Raw genomic sequence first — 16,123 nt, 5'->3', positions numbered from 1 at the left:
TCACAAGCCGCGCACGTCGGATTCGACGCGGGCGAGTTCGGCGCCGATCTCGTCGAGCGCCGCGCCGAGGTTGCTGACCGTGCCAGTGTGCACGCTGTCGGCCAAGGCCATCGCGAGCGTGGCCAGCCGCTCGGCGCCGAGCTGCTGGCCCGAGGTGGCCAGCGCATGGGCGGCGCGCTTCAGCTCGGCCCATTGCACCGGTTCGCCGGCCGCCGCGCGCATCTGCTGCAGCAGCCGCGGCGCCTCGCCCAGAAAGGTCGACGTGACCGAATGCAGCAGGTCGTGCATGCCCGGCCGCTGGCGGGCCCGCAGCTCGGCCAGCGCCTGCGGCGCCAGGCGCGGCGGCGCGCTGAGCCAGCGCTGCAGCACATGCTCGATCACGTCGCGGGTGAAGGGCTTCGCGATGTAGTCGGTCATGCCGGCGGCCAGGCAATCGTCGCGGTCGCCCGCCATCGCGTTGGCGGTCAGCGCGATGATCGGCAGGTCGCGATCGCCGTGGGCACGGATGCGCCGCGTCGCCTCGAGCCCGTCGATGCCGGGCATCTGGCAGTCCATCAGCACCGCGTCGTAGACGCGTTCGCGGCAGCGAGCGATGGCCTGCAGCCCGTCGCTCGCGCGGTCGACCTGCAGGTTCAGCGATTCGAGCATCGCCGCGGCCACCTCCATGTTCACCGGGTTGTCTTCGGCCAGCAGCACGCGCCGGCCGGCCAGCGGCGCGCCCTGGGCGCCCGATGCGGCCGGCCGCTCGCGCGGGGCGGGGGCGCCTTGCGCCGCGGCGAACGGGATGCGCACGCAGAAGGTGGAGCCGCGCCCCTTCGCGCTGTCGACCGCGATCGTGCCGCCCATCAGCGTCACCAGCTGGCGGGTGATCGCCAGGCCCAGCCCGGTGCCGCCGTAGCGCCGGGTCATCGAGCCGTCGGCCTGCATGAAGGGCTGGAACAGCTGCGTGCGCGCCGCCTCGTCGATGCCGATGCCGGTGTCGCGCACGCTGAACTCGATGCGCGGTCCGGTAGCCCCGGCGCTCAGCTCGCCCAGCGCCGCGAGCTTCAGCTCGATCTCGCCGCGCTCGGTGAACTTGACCGCGTTGCTCAGCAGGTTGGCGAGCACCTGGCGCAGCCGCATCGGGTCGCCGCGCACCACTTGCGGCACGCCAGGGCCGATCTCCACCGTGAGGGCGACGTCCTTGCGCCGGGTTGCCGCGGCATACATGCCGAGTTCGTCGTGCACCAGCGCGGACAGGTCGAAATCGATGCTCTCGAGTTCGACCTTGCCGGCCTCGATCTTGGACACGTCGAGGATGTCGTTGATCAGGTGCAGCATGGTTTCGCCGGAACCGTAGGCGGCGGTCGCGAGGTCGCGCTGGCGGGCCGTCAGCTCGGTCTGCAGCAGCAGCTCGGTCATGCCGAGCACGCCGTTCATCGGCGTGCGGATCTCGTGGCTCATGTTGGCCAGGAAGGCGGATTTCGCGCGGCTCGCGCTTTCGGCGGCAGAGCGCGCGCGCTCCAGCTCGCTCAGCATGTGGTCGCGCCGCTCCAGCAGCCGGTAGACCGACAGCGTCAGCCAGAGCAGCAGGGCGTTCATCCCCAGGGCCAGCGAGGCGACCAGCCAGGTGGAGCGGCGCCAGTGCGCCAGCACGACGGTTGCGGTCGCGATGATGCTGACCACCATCGGGTAGGTCTGCGACACCGCCGGGGCCACGATGCGCAGCCGGGAGTCGCTCGGGTCGGTGGCGCGCGGGTCATTGAAGATGGCGGTGCCGCCGACCTGCGGTCCCTCGGTCAATGCGCGGAACGACGCGCTGCCCTTGATGACCTGGCCCATGAAATCCTCGCGCGGCGGGTAGCGCGCCAGCAGCGTCGCGTCGCCGCGCAGCAGCGCGAGCGAGACATCGCTCTGCTCGAAATTCATCGACCGGTAGAAGCGCTCGAAATACTCGCTCTCGATGCCGACCTGCGCGGTGCCGATCATCCGGCCCTGCGGATTGCGCAGCTTGCGCGAGAGGTAGAAGGTCCAGCGGCCGTTGCCGCGGTTCTTGACCGGCTCGGACAGGAAGACCTCCAGCGTCGGGTTGGCCAGGTGCGTCTTCAGGTAGTCGCGGTCGGACAGGTTGATGTCGGGCGGTGGGTAGCCGCGCGAGAAGTTGACGAGGTCGCCCGCGGTGGTCGAGATCGAGATCACGTCGATCTGGGGCAGGTCTTTCTGGCGCTCGCGCATCATGTCGAACACCGATTGCCGTCCGGCGATGCGGCGCAGCGCGCTCTCGTCGATCGGTTCGGACTTCTGGATCTCGTCGACGACGCGACCGAGCACGGCATCGGCCGCAGCGAGCGTCTGGTCGGCATGGCGCACGGCCAGCGTCGACAGCTTCGACAGGAACAGCCGCCAGTCGTCGAGGGCATCCTGGCGGCTGCGCCAGCTGACGAAGCCGGCGGCCGACAGCGTCAGCACCATCACCGCCAGCCCCGCGACCAGCACCGATTGGCTGCGGCGCAGGCCGGTGCGGCGAGGGGCGAGGGGTGCCCCGGCCGACGCCACGCCGGACCCGGTTACTGCTTCCGGGGTGGCCGGACTGTCGTGATGCCCCATCCTCATGCGCGGATGATGCCGCGTTTTGCCGGCCCGGGGCCGCGGGGATCCCGGTGGGGCGTCAGGTGATCATCGGCGTCAGCGCGCGGGTCACGCGGTTGGCTTGCTCCTCGGTCAGCATGCCGGTGAGCAGCTGGAAGAAGCGGGGTTGCTCGATGCCGGAGACGATGTACTGCCAGCGGTAGGCCTTCAGCATCACCGCGTGCAACTGGGCCAGTTGCTCCGGCGAGCGCAGGCCGCGCAGGCGGACGAAGTACCGCACGTCGGACTGGCTCTGCAAGACCAGCAGGCCGTCGATGGCCCGCATCAGCTCGATCAGGTCGTTGACGGACGCATCGCGCTGGGCCGGCGTCAGCTTGGCGTCTTCGCGCAGCCATTCCAGCTCGTCGAGCACCGCGTGCTGCGATTCCTCTTTCCAGTGGAACAGGAACACGTCCTTGAACAGCTCCGACAGGTCGGGGTCGACGTGGATGCTGCGCTGGTAGTGCGTCTGCGTGAAGAGCTCGATGTGGCAGGTCAGCGCCAGCACGGCCCAGGTCGACTTGCTGAGGACCAACTGCGCGACGGGATCGGCCTCGGGCACGAACTGGTAGCCGGGTTCCATGCCGACGGCCATCAGGTGCTCGAGCCGGCGGAACAGCGCCTGGTGCTTCAGTTCCTCGTCGCTGAAGCGGATCAGCGCCTCGAGCGCGACCTGGTCGCCGAGCCAGTGCTCGCGGCTCACGTCGAGCAGCTTGGCATTGATGAAGCGCTCGACCATGCAGAACATGTTGACGTAGGTGCGGCCCTGGATCTGGCTCAGCAGGTACTTCTCGCCGGTGCTGAAGTCGCGCAGGTGCTCGAGTTGCGTCAGCCCGTCGGGCAGGAACTTGCGGTCGAAGTCGAAGTTGCGGCTGCGGATGACATCGCGGTCGATTTCCCAACGCACGCGCTTGGAGATCTCGATGCAGCGCGCGTAGCGGGCGGTGGTTTCCGGGTCCATGGCCTGCGGGGCGGGGGGTGCGAGTACGTCGGTGCTCATGATCAGTCCTCCTGAATGTGATTGCGGATCGGTGGAGCACCGGCGACGCTAGCCACAACAAGAGGAGAAATTGTGCAGTTCACCCTGCTGTCGAAACGACTTCAGGTGCTGCAAACGATGCCAGGCAGAGCACGCAGCGCATGGAGACGCTGCGGCTGCTGCCGGGCAAGGCTCAGGCCGTGCCCGCGCCGGCCGCGCGCTGCGGCAGGGTCGGACCGGTCTTCGGTCGTCGTCGGCCGATGCGCCCGCGCATCACCGGCGTCGAGATCGGCGCGGTGATGGCGGCGGCCGTGGCCTGGATCGGCTGCGTCAGCCACGTGGGTGGCTGCCAGTCGCCGAACCAGATCGGTGCCGGCTGGGCGGTCACGCGCGGTGTGAGCTGCTCGTCGACGATGCGGCCGAGCTTCATCAGCAGCGCGTGCGCGTAGTCGGCCTCATCGGCGACGAGGTGCTGCAGTTCATCGCGGATCTGCATCACTTGCAGCCGCAGCTGCTGCACCGGCGCAACGTCGGCGTGGCGTTCGATCGCCACCAGGTGGTCATGGGTCAGTCGAGTCATGGACGAGGTCCCTCCGGGTTGGATTGACTGGATTCATTGGCAACACGCGATTACCTTTCAGTGCTTGCGGCGCGGACGCGGCCGTGGCAGCAGTGTCTGGTTCGGGGCGGAGGGGCCGGCAGACCCATGCGAATGCGCGATGGCAAATGCGAAGCTGGGGCGATGGGCGGCCGGGTGTGGTGTCCGGGCTGCACCTCGATAAGCGCGACAATGTATATTATGTAAACTTACCGAGGCACTCTACCTTCTGGCTCTCAGCAAAAACCGTCCGGCGAAAGCTCACCTGGCTGCCGGAAGTCCCGGTGATCCAGATCCCGCAGTGCAGATGATCAATCGGGCGATAAAGACCCCGTTTTTGCTGCCGCAGGATCAGGTCTGCTTCCGAATGGCTGCCGATGGATCAGCGCCACTACCCAAACCGCTTGTTGGGCACTTGGATCACCAGAAGTAGCGACTGGCTGCCGACTGACGAGCTTCACTACCTGGCATGCGCCGGTCGGATCAACTCCACTGCAGGCCAACGCGTTCTTGTTGCCCAAGGATCATCTCGCCTTCCAAAAGTGCTGCTGGCGGATCAACCCATCTGCCTTTTTGGCGTCACGCGGATCATCGCCACTGCACGAGTCGAGACGGCTCCCAGTAGCTGGCCCTTGCACGCCGCCGCGGCGTTGGGTGCGCAGGTGGTGGCGCCGCAGCCGTACCGGAAGGGCCAACCCGCGGAGTTCAACGCCCGCTTCCAGTCCATCGAACTGGGATGCCGCTGAACCGTTCCTTGCGCTCCGCAGCGACGCATTGGGGCGTGTCATCGCTTCAAGCGGCTGACCCCGAGGGCTAGAACCATTCCAAGCCGACGACGCATGCTTGGCCGCCGGTCCCGACCTCCACGAACAGGGCGTGGGCGTAGCCGAGCTGCCGCTTGTAGCCCTGCAGCTTGCGACTGTCGATGTCACGGCTGACGTGGCTGGTGGACTTCTTGAACTCCAGTACGAGGAAGTTGTCCTCCACGCCGCGGTGGTGCGCGATGACATCCGGATAGACGGTCTTCGCCTCGTCGTCGTGATCGTCCGGATAGAGCGCCAGATGGCCGAGTCGCTTCGGTTCGATGCCATCTCGGTTGAACTCGCAGTCCACCTCCCACTCGGGCAGGTAGGCCTGCAGGTACGTGGCGAAGCGGAAGGTGATGGAACGCTCGTTGGCATCGACCTGCAGAAGATGAGCGTCACGCTCCAGGAGATCGCGCAGGGCACGGGTCACGGCGGCACCGGCCGGGGTGCGGCTGAGGTAGGCCTCTTGCTCGGCGCTGAGCGCCACGTGGGTCGGCTCCGACATTGCGTGCCCTCCTCTTACTCAACCGTTTTTCTCCATCCTCGCCGCGGCGTCCGCGGCACACCCTTCTCGTCTCAGTACAGCGGATCCTCTTCTTCGCGTGTGTCGCTGGCTTCAACGTCGTCCAGTCAGCGTCATCCCGTGCGGCACGAGGGCTGTACTTGGCCTTGCATTCGATGAATCCGGCCAAGACGCCCTTCACATAGGGAAGCCCGCTGGGCGCTGTGGCGGGCAAGCCGAGGTCCTTGGCCTTCAACCCGGACAAGACGTTCGGTCTGGACAGCAGGTGGTAACAGACGTCCACGGCGACCTCCATGGCGAATGGTCGACTACGGGAATCGTAATTAATTTGTGCTCGTCGAAGTGACCTTTGAGCCCCAGGTGGCTGCCTGATAGATCGTCGGGGCCGCCGTCTGCCCCGCGCTGGTTGCGCAGGAAATCTGGTGATAAGGTGGTGCAAGTCCGCGCCCCACACGTAAATCTTAACCTTAGGCAGTCAACGCTGGAAGCATCGACGAATGACGCACATCCGAACTACCGCAACCCTGGTCTCAAAGCTGAAGGCTGAAGCCAAAGCTTTGGTTCGCGAGTCGGGTGAATCACTGCAGGCATGCCAGGAGACCGTCGCAAAACGCCACGGCTACAAAAACTGGAAGCATGTCACCGAGTCCCGGGCTGCGACCGAGGTGGCTAGTCAGACAGGCACATAGCTCTCGGTACGGCATTGCTGTCGAGCGAGCTCAGCCGAAGCGGCATAGGCCTTCATCAACGTGGTCACTGGCTGCCGGAGGGAAACCTCGTCTTCCTTTCGGCGTTAACGCGCACCGTCAAGCGAAAACCGAACGTCTGCGGCCGAGCCCCGATGATCTAGGCTTCCCTGCGGCCGCACAATGCTGAGCATTCCCTGCGCAAGGCTCACCCAAACCAGGAGGCGCTAGCGCGCGGCGGGCTTCATTTCTTCATGGGCTGCGGACACTGCCCCTTGACCCGCACGGTCATCCTCAAAGATATGGTTTTACATATCGTATGGTCTTACATATCATGTGGATGACCACTACGAGGCGACGTCACCATGTCCATCGAGGGCCGTCAGGCAAGGGATGCAAGAGTAGGCCGAATCCTTCTCTGGGAAGGACGGATCAGCCGCAGCCGGCTCATTGTCGAGTACGGTCTGAGTCCCATACGGGCCAGTGAGTGGCTGCGGGACTTCAGGGCATCCTTTCCTGAGTGGGTGACGTGGGACAGCAAGCTCAAGGCTAACTTGGCCACAGCGAAGGCTTACGCCGACGCCGAGCGCGCGGCGAAGTCCTCTCTGCCCAGCCCAATCGACGAGATGCTGGTGCCCTACGCGCCGGACGCGCCGGGTCGGCCGCTGTCCGTCTCCTGGGACTTCGTCCACACCTCGCCCCGCACATTCTCCCGTTTGAACCTGGCGATCACCGATCGCCAGCGTGTGAAGTTCCTCTACTGCTCCATGAACAACCCGGAGCTGCACGAGCGGACCATCGAGCCCCACAGCCTGGTGCGGGCTGGCCGCCGGTGGCACGTCCGCGGTTTTTGCCTGTTGCGGCAGGACTTCCGAGACTTCGTGTTGGGCCGCATGACCAAAGCCCAACTGTTGGCGGAACCCTGTACTGCCGACGCTTCGGCTGACGTCAGCTGGTCAACGGTTCTCAAAGTCAGGCTGGTTGCACACCCTAGACTCAGCCCTGCACAGCAATTGGTCGTTCGAAACGAATACTTCAACGGGGCCTCCGCGCGCGTCGAAAGCTGCAGGGCTGCCCTCCTGAACTACATGGTGCAGGAGCTCATGGCGGCGGCGGACGTAAAGCGGCAAGTGCCTCCCGACTACCAACTGGCGGTTGAGAACACGGAGGAGTGCCGGCAATGGCTGTTCATGACCTGACCGACCAAATTCGCCAGGAGAAGGTGGCCGAGCGCTACCCTCCCCTGTTCAAACGGCTGCCGGATCGGCTGTTCACGCCACTGGCGTCGGCCAACCGCTTCCAATACTGGACCTTGTTATGCGTCTTGCACGCCAAGCGGTTCGGCCCTGAGGCCCCGTTGCCGCCCAGCGCCGGCTTCCTGATGCGCGAGATCACGGCCGACATCGCCGAGGAGCTCCAGTACCAGGACTGGGCCCCCGACGGGGATGACGTGACGCCGTCGACGCCGTTGGCGATCCGCGCCATCATGGTCTTCAACCGATTGCGCGACGCCGGCTGGATCCGTGTAGACCGAGTGGGCGTGCGCGAGATGGTGACGATGGCACCGGCCGTGGCTCATTTCATGAACCGCCTGGTCGAGTTCGCTCACACCGGTCCAGAGTTCGTCTCCGGCAAGATCCGCAGCATCGAGGCCAACCTGAAGCTGCTGCTCGACGAGAGCACGGACGGTGCGTCGCTGCAGGAGGCGGCCCGGCAGTCGCGCGCCCTCCTCGAACACGTCGGCATCGCCGGCACCAACGTGCGCGACCTCATGCTGGAGATCGGCCGCGTGGACGCCACCGGCGAGTTCGTGCGGCGGTTCTTCGATGACTACGTCGAGCGCATGTTCATCGGCGACTACAAGGAACTGCGCACGCGCGAGCACCCGCTGGCCCGGCGCCAGGAGATCCTGCGCTTGGCCGCCCACGTCCAGCAGACGCCGCAGCTCCGCGCCCGGCTCATCCAGTGGTACCTCGAAAAGCAGGCCGGCCGCGACCCTGCCCGTGCCGAAGCCATGTTCGAGCGCGACATCCAGAAGGTCGAGGACCTGCGCCGCATCGATGAGTACCTGGATCGGCTGGACGACGAAATACGGCGGGCCAACAAGCTGGCCCTGGCGTACCTGGACTACCGGCTGCGGGCCGCGCGGCCGCTCGAAGAGCTGATCGGTCAGGCCATTGACGCTGTCGTCAAGCATGGCAGCCGGGCCGCCGCCCTGGCGCCGTTCGCCCCGGGTGACTGCATCGGCGGTGAGCGGCTCGCCTCGCCCCGCGTCGAGAGCAAGCGGCCGCCGCCCGGCGGACTCCGCAAGCAGGTCATGTCGGCCGAGCAGGAGGCGCGTGCCCGCCTGGCGTTGATGGCCCGGGACCGGCGCACCATGTCGCTGCCCAAGCTCGCTGCGTTCGTGCGCCAGCAACTCGGCGAAGCCGACGCACTGCCCAGCGCCTCGCTCCAGGTGGACGCCATCGAATCGGTGCGCGCGCTGCAGGTCCTGTGCACGATCGCGGCGGCGAACGCGACGCCCAGCAAGCTGCTGCGTGCGAACGCGCGGGCGATGGCCAGTGGATTCACCACGGTCCGGATGGAAGGCGAAGAAGACCACACCAAGGGCATCTCTCACCTGCCCTTCACGATCGCGAAAACAACCAAGACAGCCAAGGGAGGAAGCCAATGAGTTTCTGGGCGAATGCGGTTGAGGCCACCAAGAACGTGGTCACGGAGGATGAGTTCGAGGCGGCCGCGAACCGGCTGGTCACCGAGCAGGTGCTGTATGCCGCGGACCGGGGCAGCAAGGTCGCCTACGGGCTGATCCGCGAGTTCGAGCGCGATTTCAAGCGAGCCCTCGAGCCGCTCGGCTACGTCGTGCGGGTCAACAGCCAGTTGCGCTACGCATGCGCGATCCCCAAGCACGCGAAGACATCGCCGGTGAGCGTCGACCAGACCCTGCTGGCCCTGGTGCTCCGCAAGATCTTCGACGAGGAGACCCGCAGCGGCCATCACGACGAGAACGGCGAGGTGGCCTGCGATCTGGTCACGCTCGAGGTGAAGTACAAGCAGCTCACCGGCGGCCGCGAGCTGGCCACCGGCGGCAAGCTCGCCGCGCTGATGCAATGGATGCGGCGCTGGGGCCTCGCCAGGATCGCGGATGAGGAAGGCGACCTGCCGGGGCACGATGCGGATCAGCCGTATGTGGTCATCCTCCGGCCTGGCATCGCCGAGGTCCTGGGAGAAGCGGCGCTGGCGCGCATCGCGCTGTTCGTCAGCCCTGACGACAAGGTCGAGGTCGTGGACAGCGCGGACGGCATGGTCGCCCCCACGGAAGAAGGCGGTGCGGCATGAAGAAGCTGATCCGTATCCGGGTAGTCCAGTTCTTCCTGTACGAGATGCGCGATGTGGACGTCGGCATGAACTGCGGCATCTTCGGCGCCAATGGCAGTGGCAAATCCTCGCTGCTGGACGCCGTGCAGATCGTCATGCTGGGCGCCAATGAGAGCCGCGGCAGCGCCGGCGTCGTCTTCAACGCCCAGGCCGACGAGTCGAACCACAACAGCCGCAACATCCGCAGCTACTGCCTGGGTCAGTTCGGCGATTCGCCCGACGCCCGGGTGCGCGACAACGCCAACACCTACATCACGCTGGTGTGGCAGGACACCATCACCAAGGAGATCGTCTCCACGGGCGTCTGCATCTACGTGAGCGCGGACCGCGAGAAGCCCGACGTGCAGGGGCGCTACATCATTCCATCGGACATCACGCTCGACGACCACCTCGAGCTTGTCGATGGCGAGTACCGGCCTCGGCCTTGGGCCAGCTTCAGGCAGATGCTGTCGCAGCGCGCTCAGGGGGAGGAGGTGCTCTTCCACGACTCGGAGCGCTTCGTCAACGCGATGTTGTTCCGGCTGCGGGGCTCGCGCGGTGCGCCGCGCCTGGACGCCTATCGTCAGGCTTTCCGCTTCGGGCTGCGCATGAAGTTCGACCGGAGCGTCGACGACATCGTGCGCCAGCAGGTGCTGGAAACCCGACCGACCAACATCAAGCGCTTCAAAGAGGTGTTGCACACCTTCCAGGAGATGGCGGCCCTGGTGCGCAGCGTGCAGGCCAAGCTCGATGAGGCCGAGCTGATCGAGGCGGACTTTGCCGATGCGCACCGACGCAACAGCCACGCGGTCTCCCTTGCCGCGCTGGCCCAGGCGGCCGAACTCGAGGTGGCCAATGAGGCGGTGACCGCAGCCGAGGAGGCCGAGGGGCGTGCAACGGCGGCACTGGACGCCGCCAACACACGACGTGACACGGTCAGCCGCCAGGTCCAGGCGGCCGAGCAACTTGCCCGCGACACCGCCTCGGATCGGGACAAGCACGCCTCGCATGCCGACGCGGCGCTGCTACAAGAGAGCCTCGCCGGGGCGCAGAAGCGGCATACCGAGCAAAGGACGGGGCTGCATCGGAGCATCCGGGCCATCGGCCGGGCCATCGATGCGCAGATCCCGGGCAAGCTCGTCGCCGACAGCGCTGAAGCCACAGGGTTGGCGTTCAAGGATATCCACGTCTTGCTGGAGGGCGACAAGGCCGGCAACCGCGAGGCAGTGGAATCCACGGTCCGCAAGGCGCTGCGCGCGGCGAAGCTGCTGAGCAACGAGGTCTTCGAGGAAATGCAGGCCGTTGGCCGCGCCCAGACCGCGGCCGAGACCGACCTCGCCGGCGTGCGCGAAAACCAGGAGCGCATCGCCAAGGGCAAGCCGCCCCTGGAGGGCGCGGCCGCGGCGCTCAAGCGCGTGTTGGCCAACGCCGGCGTGGAGGCCACCCCGGTGTGCGACCTGGTGCGCGTCGATGATCCGGAATGGCAACCGGCCATCGAGTCCTACCTGGGCGTGTCGAACATGCAGGCCCTGCTGGTCGACCAGGCTGACGAACGTCAGGCGTTTCGGGTGTCGCGCCAGGCGGGGGTCTACGAGGCCAAGGTCGTGATGCCGAGCAAGTTCGCCAATCGCGCGAGCCCCAGGCGCGGAGCCGTGGCCGAGCTGATCAGCGGCAACAGTGTCCCTGCGGTCAACTACCTACGGGCCAAGTTCGGCGACACGCAGCGGGCCGAGACCGAAGACGAGTGCTTCACCCATCGGTTTGCGATGACCAAGGACGGCATGCTGATGGCCGACGGCGAAATGGTGCGCAAAAAGCCGACCGATCCTGCCCTCTTCAAGATCGGCCCGACGTCCACGGCGACTCGCAGCTCGATCGCCGAGCGAGCCCGCCAGCTCCAGGAGCAGGTGGAGGCGCTCAAGGACCGCTACGCCAAGCTCAAGGTCTTGCTGAATAACCTCGGCCCGTTCGTGGGTGGGGAGCACGACAAGGTTCACGAGATTCTCGAAGCGTTCGACCGGGTGACCAAGGAGGCCGGCAGCGAGGCGGATCTGACACGACGCCTGCAGGCTCTGGATACCGAGGAATACCGTCAGCTGGTGAAGGCAGCCGAGGACGCAGAGACAGCGATGGGCACCCTGCGTCAGCAACTGCTTGCCGCGGTGCAGGCAGTCGGCGCGGCCGAGACCGCGCGCCAGCAGAAGAGTGAGGAGACCAAGAAGCGGCAAGCCTGGGCCGCCACCCAGAAGGAGATCGCCGAGTCGGCTCGTTCGGTCACTGGCTACGACGCCGACTACGCGTCGGATCAGTGGGAGAAGCTCCTGACGCGGCAGGGCCTGTCGTTCCCGGAGATTGCTGCCGACTGCAAGCGGCGCAGCAACCGTGCCGAAGAAGACTCCCGCCAGAAGGCGTCGAGCGCGATGCAGAAGCTGTCCGCCTTCCTCGTCAGGCACAACGAGTTCATGCCGGCCGGCACCCAGGACGACTGGCGGAGTGCCCGGGTCTGGCTGGATGCGCGTGTCCTGATCCTGAAAGAGACCGGCCTGCGCGAGAACAAGGCACGGATGGAGGACGCGCTGAGCGCCGCCAAGAGCACCTTCCGCAACGACGTCGCGGTGGCCCTGCATGAGCACCTGGAATGGCTGAGCGACACGATCAACCGAATGAACGAAGCCCTGCGTCTGGCGCCGATGTTCACCAACAACGAGCGCTACCAGTTCCGCACGCATGTGCGGCCGGCCTTCGCCGTGCTGCTGAAGTTCATCAAGGACGTGGCCCAGTACGGGCCGACCGAGGACCTGCTCGGTGGCGCCGGCGAGCTGCCCAAGGAGTTTGAAGAGCTGATGCGCGACAAGACGGCCGTCGGCGCCGCCGCAGTCAAGTCGCCGCTGGACGACTACCGCGAGTTCTTCGACTTTGACATCGAGGTGCTGCGGGAAGAAGCCTCTACCGGCGCAACCAAGCACATCGGCTGGCTCAGCAAGCGGGTCGGATCCGGCTCCGGCGGCGAGCATCGCGCGCCGCTGTACGTGATCGCCGGCGCCGCCCTGTCCTCGGCCTACCGGCTGGAGCGCGGTGACGACACGGGCATCCGGCTGCTGGTCATCGACGAGGCGTTCATCAAGATGGACCCGCGCAACATCGTGGCCACGATGCGCTACTTCGAGGAGCTCGGCCTGCAGGTCTTCATGGCCAGCACGGGCGATGCCTTGGGCAGCCTGACCGCGTTCCTTGATCGGTACTACGACATCATGCGCGACGCCGAGAGCAACGTGGTCGTGCTCGAGGGCCACGACGTCACACCTGATACGCGCGAGATGTTCCGCGCCGACCTGCCCGAGTTCAGCCCGGAACTGGTCGAGGCGGAGATCCGGCGGCAGTACCAGCCGCGTACTGGAGCGACGGAAGGCGTCGCAGCATGAGCGGTCGCGAACCGGCCGAGATGAATCTCTTAGCCAGGAAGGCGCTGGAGCGCTTATTGAAGTCTGCAGACAAGCACGAAGCCGGTGTCGCGACGCGGCGCCCTGCCCTCACGAGTTCGGCACTGGCCGGCTACCACGCGTTGCGCAGCCTCAAGCACAAGGAGGACTTCGAGGCCGTGATGGCCTATGCGCAATCGGAGGGCGCGATCCAAGTGCAGCACCCGCGGCTGGATCCCCATGGGCTCATCGAACGCATCGAACTAGTCGACGTCGATAGGCTGGCCGTGCTTCTTGGCGAAGTGCCCCATGCGGCGCGGGTCCGGATGGCGAAGCAGACGCTTTCCACTCACCTCGCCGCTTACCCGGTGCTGCGCGACGTCCTGTCCAGCTGGGAGAAGCTGAGGAAGGTCCGCAGCACCGGCCCCGATGACGCCGCTCTCTGGGCGAAGGCCTGCGACGCCATCGCCTACTGCAAGTCACAGGTCGCCCTCGGCGTCACGGAGACCCCGGTGCGGGACGCGAGCGCGCGGCTGTTCAAGGACAGCAAGCTCATCGAGTCCTTGGTGCCCCGCCTCGATGTGCTGTTGGCCGGCAACATTGAAGACGATGCACGCCCCGAGGCCGAAGTGCTGCAGGAGCTCGGCCTTTACCGTGAGCAGCAGCCGGCACGCATGGCCGGCAACGTCGTGGTCCGTCGCGAGCGCGGCGCCTTTGCCTTGGATCGCCCCTACTGCGCGCTGCCTCCGGCCACGGTGCTGGGCCTCGGCGCCCTGCCGCGCGAGGTTCTGACCATCGAGAACCAGACTACCTTCCATGTCTGGGCGCGCCAGCACTGCGACTCCGACGTGCTGTGCCTCTACACCGCCGGGATGCCCTCCCCTGCCTGGCGGGCCATGTATCTACGGCTGCTGGCCGAACTGCCCACCAGCACGCCGGTGTTCCACTGGGGTGACGTCGACGAGGGAGGCTTCCGGATCGCTGCCTTACTGAGCCAGTGTGCGGCCGAGGCCGGTCACACCCTGGAGCCGTGGAAGATGCGCCCCGCGGACGTGCCGAAAGCCTTTCGCCGCAATGCGCCCGCGCGCACGGTGGAGCGGATGGTCAAGTACGCCGGTGAGGCCGGTTGGAGCGAAATCGCAGGCGAGCTGGGCGAGGCCAAGTTCGTCGCCGAGCAAGAGGGCTGAGCGGCGCAAGGAACACGCTCGCCTGCATCTACGGCAGGACAACGGGATCAAACCCAGCAGGGAGAGATAGTGGCAGCCACGCGCCAACCTCAGGGCGATGACAAAACCAGCTGAGGTTGCTGACTTCGACACGTTAGGTCTTGTACCTCCCTCGACGGCCCGACGTCCACAGCGACTCGTAGCTCGATTGCCGAGCGAGCATCGATCTGGCTGATTCCGCGCGGCATTGCATATCCTCGCAGTCGACTATGGAGCCGCCACGGACTTCTTCTTCTTGACCACCGAGGGCAGCGACGGCAAGCACTCGAAGAGACGCTCAGCGTACGCGAAGCCAATGCGCTTCACGGCGTCGGCATCGAAATAGAGCAGCCAACTCGCGAGCAGCGCCACGGAGATCACCAACGTCATTGCAGCAGCCAACCCGGGGCGCGCAAGGTTGGCCAGTTTCACAGCGAGTGGATCGAGTTCAACCACGCCCGCCAGCACCAGGCCGTAGAGGAGTCCGAGCAGGCAGGTCACGATGCCGATGGGCTTCATGGCCAGCATGTTGCGGTGAAAGCCATAGGCGATGTTCTCCTTCAGCAGCAGGCTCTTGTTGCTCCGCGTCAGCTCACGCAGGCGCTTGGTGGCCCCGATGTAGGTGTCGTCGGCCTTCGCAGGGTCCGCCGCCTCTTCTTCGGCCGTCGGCATCGCGATGCCGAGCTTGGAGACGATGGCATCGTGATAGCGACGCTTGCTGACGCTGTCCAGGGTCTGGTCACGATGGCGCAGTGCCAGGGTGGTGGGCATGCCGCCCCAACCTTTGACCAGCCTGTCCTCGAGCTTCTTGCCGCGCACGCGCGCGACGCTTGCCAGCGTGTACATGGCGCCGCAGCCCGCCAGCAAGCCAACCAACGCGGTCAAGATCGGGTGCCGCGCGCCGTAGACGCACACCAGCGGCACCAGCAATGGCAGCGTGGCAAGGAGGCCGGGCGCGAGCCGCGCCTTGCGTTCATAGGGGTCCTTGGCGAGTTCGACCAGAGCGAGCATTCGAGGTCCTTAGTTGGATGCGGTGAGCGCGTCGATGTAGGGTTGCAACTCGGTGCGATTGCTGAGGCTGATCTGTTGAGCGGCGGGATCGCTCGGCGTCTGCGTGTGGAGTCCGAGGCGGCGCATGGTGTAGTACAGAAAGGCTTGCCGGCACTTCAGAGCGACCTGCCCGTCCTTCATGCAGTAGTCCAGCTCGATCACGCGCTTCTTCGCGGCAGAAAGATCCGGATGAGGCACGAGAACCAAGGTGAGGATCGTGTGCCAGAAGCTGTCCGTGCCAGGGTCAACGTTGCTGGGCCCCGCACCCTTGAGGTCCAGGATGCGCGCCAGCACGAAGTCGCTGAAGCGCTCCCGCTTGTGGCAGTACGCCCGCACATGCCAGCGAAACCCGTCGAAGCCGAGCGCATGCGGCGAGATCGTGCGGCTGCTCGCATCGACCGACGTCATCGACTGGTAGAGGACCGCGACAGTCGCCTTGTCTTGGATTGCGCGAACCACTGCGTGCACCACTTCGTCGCTAACTGCACGCCAAGGAGACGGGGCGGTGTCGATGGCGGGTGCGTGACCGATAAAGCTGGCACCGTGCTCCAGCAGGCCAGTGGTCTTTGCGTGAAGCTCCGCCAGATACCGCCGAGCCGAGCTTCGGGGGAACAGCGTCCTAAAACTTGTACCCGCCACATAGGTCCGTGAACTCCGGTCGTACTCGAGGTTGCCCGGGGCCAGTTCCAGGTAACGGGCGATGTCCAGAGATGCCTGCGGCGTCGAGATGCTGAAGTGCTCGATGAGGTCGGTTCGGTTCAATCTACCTTCCCATCGCAACCGGAAATCTATGAATTGAAGGCGGCGGTCCAGCCCCCAGCTCACGCCGGGCGCGCCGGTCGAACCGGCGTCAGGTGAATGTGTCTCGTCATCCATGCGTAGAGTCTACTTTA

12 protein-coding genes are annotated in these 16,123 nt (G+C 66.0%); 6 read left to right on the top strand and 6 right to left on the bottom strand.

Annotation, left to right across the window (positions count from 1 at the left end; genetic code table 11):
• From BUE42_RS23985 to BUE42_RS23975, 3 genes are all read right to left on the bottom strand, one after another.
• On the bottom strand, nt 1-2,586 hold the full coding sequence (locus BUE42_RS23985) for an ATP-binding protein (RefSeq protein WP_159445488.1): 2,586 nt from the start codon (nt 2,584-2,586) through the stop codon (nt 1-3).
• 61 nt (nt 2,587-2,647) lie between these two features.
• Nucleotides 2,648-3,607, bottom strand: coding sequence for a hypothetical protein (locus tag BUE42_RS23980; protein WP_073467813.1), 960 nt, complete (start codon nt 3,605-3,607; stop codon nt 2,648-2,650).
• A gap of 172 nt (nt 3,608-3,779) precedes the next feature.
• Nucleotides 3,780-4,166: a hypothetical protein gene (locus BUE42_RS23975; protein WP_073467812.1), complete on the bottom strand. Its 387-nt coding sequence runs from the start codon at nt 4,164-4,166 to the stop codon at nt 3,780-3,782.
• 395 nt (nt 4,167-4,561) lie between these two features.
• Here BUE42_RS23975 and BUE42_RS32545 point away from each other — a divergent pair, with 395 nt between their 5' ends.
• The gene (locus tag BUE42_RS32545; RefSeq protein WP_143171716.1) at nt 4,562-4,930 is read left to right on the top strand and encodes a hypothetical protein; all 369 of its coding nucleotides are present in this window, start codon (nt 4,562-4,564) and stop codon (nt 4,928-4,930) included.
• A 67-nt stretch (nt 4,931-4,997) separates the two neighbouring features.
• On the opposite strand, the gene BUE42_RS23965 is transcribed toward BUE42_RS32545, so the two are convergent.
• Entirely contained in the window at nt 4,998-5,495 is a 498-nt protein-coding gene (locus tag BUE42_RS23965; RefSeq protein ID WP_235002568.1) for a hypothetical protein, read from the bottom strand.
• A gap of 1,069 nt (nt 5,496-6,564) precedes the next feature.
• Between BUE42_RS23965 and BUE42_RS23960 the strand changes: the two genes are divergently transcribed.
• The 5 genes from BUE42_RS23960 to BUE42_RS23935 are packed head-to-tail and all read left to right on the top strand — an operon-like array spanning nt 6,565 to nt 14,162.
• Nucleotides 6,565-7,398, top strand: a complete 834-nt coding sequence (locus BUE42_RS23960; protein ID WP_073467810.1) for a helix-turn-helix transcriptional regulator — start codon at nt 6,565-6,567, stop codon at nt 7,396-7,398.
• A complete protein-coding gene (locus BUE42_RS23955) occupies nt 7,380-8,873 on the top strand; it encodes a Wadjet anti-phage system protein JetA family protein (protein WP_143171715.1) in 1,494 nt (497 codons plus the stop codon). Before BUE42_RS23960 ends, BUE42_RS23955 begins: the two co-directional genes overlap by 19 nt.
• Complete coding sequence (locus BUE42_RS23950) at nt 8,870-9,538, top strand: DUF4194 domain-containing protein (protein WP_073467808.1); 669 nt, start codon at nt 8,870-8,872, stop codon at nt 9,536-9,538. The genes BUE42_RS23955 and BUE42_RS23950 overlap by 4 nt, the downstream gene beginning before the upstream one ends.
• Complete coding sequence (locus tag BUE42_RS31740) at nt 9,535-12,978, top strand: SbcC/MukB-like Walker B domain-containing protein (protein ID WP_083614491.1); 3,444 nt, start codon at nt 9,535-9,537, stop codon at nt 12,976-12,978. Before BUE42_RS23950 ends, BUE42_RS31740 begins: the two co-directional genes overlap by 4 nt.
• A complete protein-coding gene (locus BUE42_RS23935) occupies nt 12,975-14,162 on the top strand; it encodes a Wadjet anti-phage system protein JetD domain-containing protein (protein WP_083614489.1) in 1,188 nt (395 codons plus the stop codon). Before BUE42_RS31740 ends, BUE42_RS23935 begins: the two co-directional genes overlap by 4 nt.
• Nucleotides 14,163-14,408: 246 nt before the next feature.
• Here BUE42_RS23935 and BUE42_RS23930 read toward each other — a convergent pair whose 3' ends face one another.
• Together BUE42_RS23930 and BUE42_RS23925 are read right to left on the bottom strand one after the other, a co-directional pair.
• On the bottom strand, nt 14,409-15,191 hold the full coding sequence (locus tag BUE42_RS23930; RefSeq protein ID WP_073467806.1) for a hypothetical protein: 783 nt from the start codon (nt 15,189-15,191) through the stop codon (nt 14,409-14,411).
• Between the two features lie 9 nt (nt 15,192-15,200).
• Nucleotides 15,201-16,106, bottom strand: a complete 906-nt coding sequence (locus BUE42_RS23925) for a helix-turn-helix transcriptional regulator (protein WP_073467805.1) — start codon at nt 16,104-16,106, stop codon at nt 15,201-15,203.
• Nucleotides 16,107-16,123: the final 17 nt, after the last annotated feature.

It is taken from the genome of Rhizobacter sp. OV335 (assembly GCF_900142965.1).
Lineage (GTDB): Bacteria > Pseudomonadota > Gammaproteobacteria > Burkholderiales > Burkholderiaceae_C > Rhizobacter.
Note: the sequence above shows the minus strand (reverse complement) of the source record. Positions and strands in the feature narration are given on the sequence as shown.

What these genes read in the sequence shown, in the direction of transcription:
- BUE42_RS23985 (WP_159445488.1), bottom strand. Translation starts at nt 2,586, where the DNA reads ATGGGGCATCACGACAGTCCGGCCACCCCGGAAGCAGTAACCGGGTCC.
- BUE42_RS23980 (WP_073467813.1), bottom strand. Translation starts at nt 3,607, where the DNA reads ATGAGCACCGACGTACTCGCACCCCCCGCCCCGCAGGCCATGGACCCG.
- BUE42_RS23975 (WP_073467812.1), bottom strand. Translation starts at nt 4,166, where the DNA reads ATGACTCGACTGACCCATGACCACCTGGTGGCGATCGAACGCCACGCC.
- BUE42_RS32545 (WP_143171716.1), top strand. Translation starts at nt 4,562, where the DNA reads ATGGATCAGCGCCACTACCCAAACCGCTTGTTGGGCACTTGGATCACC.
- BUE42_RS23965 (WP_235002568.1), bottom strand. Translation starts at nt 5,495, where the DNA reads ATGTCGGAGCCGACCCACGTGGCGCTCAGCGCCGAGCAAGAGGCCTAC.
- BUE42_RS23960 (WP_073467810.1), top strand. Translation starts at nt 6,565, where the DNA reads ATGTCCATCGAGGGCCGTCAGGCAAGGGATGCAAGAGTAGGCCGAATC.
- BUE42_RS23955 (WP_143171715.1), top strand. Translation starts at nt 7,380, where the DNA reads ATGGCTGTTCATGACCTGACCGACCAAATTCGCCAGGAGAAGGTGGCC.
- BUE42_RS23950 (WP_073467808.1), top strand. Translation starts at nt 8,870, where the DNA reads ATGAGTTTCTGGGCGAATGCGGTTGAGGCCACCAAGAACGTGGTCACG.
- BUE42_RS31740 (WP_083614491.1), top strand. Translation starts at nt 9,535, where the DNA reads ATGAAGAAGCTGATCCGTATCCGGGTAGTCCAGTTCTTCCTGTACGAG.
- BUE42_RS23935 (WP_083614489.1), top strand. Translation starts at nt 12,975, where the DNA reads ATGAGCGGTCGCGAACCGGCCGAGATGAATCTCTTAGCCAGGAAGGCG.
- BUE42_RS23930 (WP_073467806.1), bottom strand. Translation starts at nt 15,191, where the DNA reads ATGCTCGCTCTGGTCGAACTCGCCAAGGACCCCTATGAACGCAAGGCG.
- BUE42_RS23925 (WP_073467805.1), bottom strand. Translation starts at nt 16,106, where the DNA reads ATGGATGACGAGACACATTCACCTGACGCCGGTTCGACCGGCGCGCCC.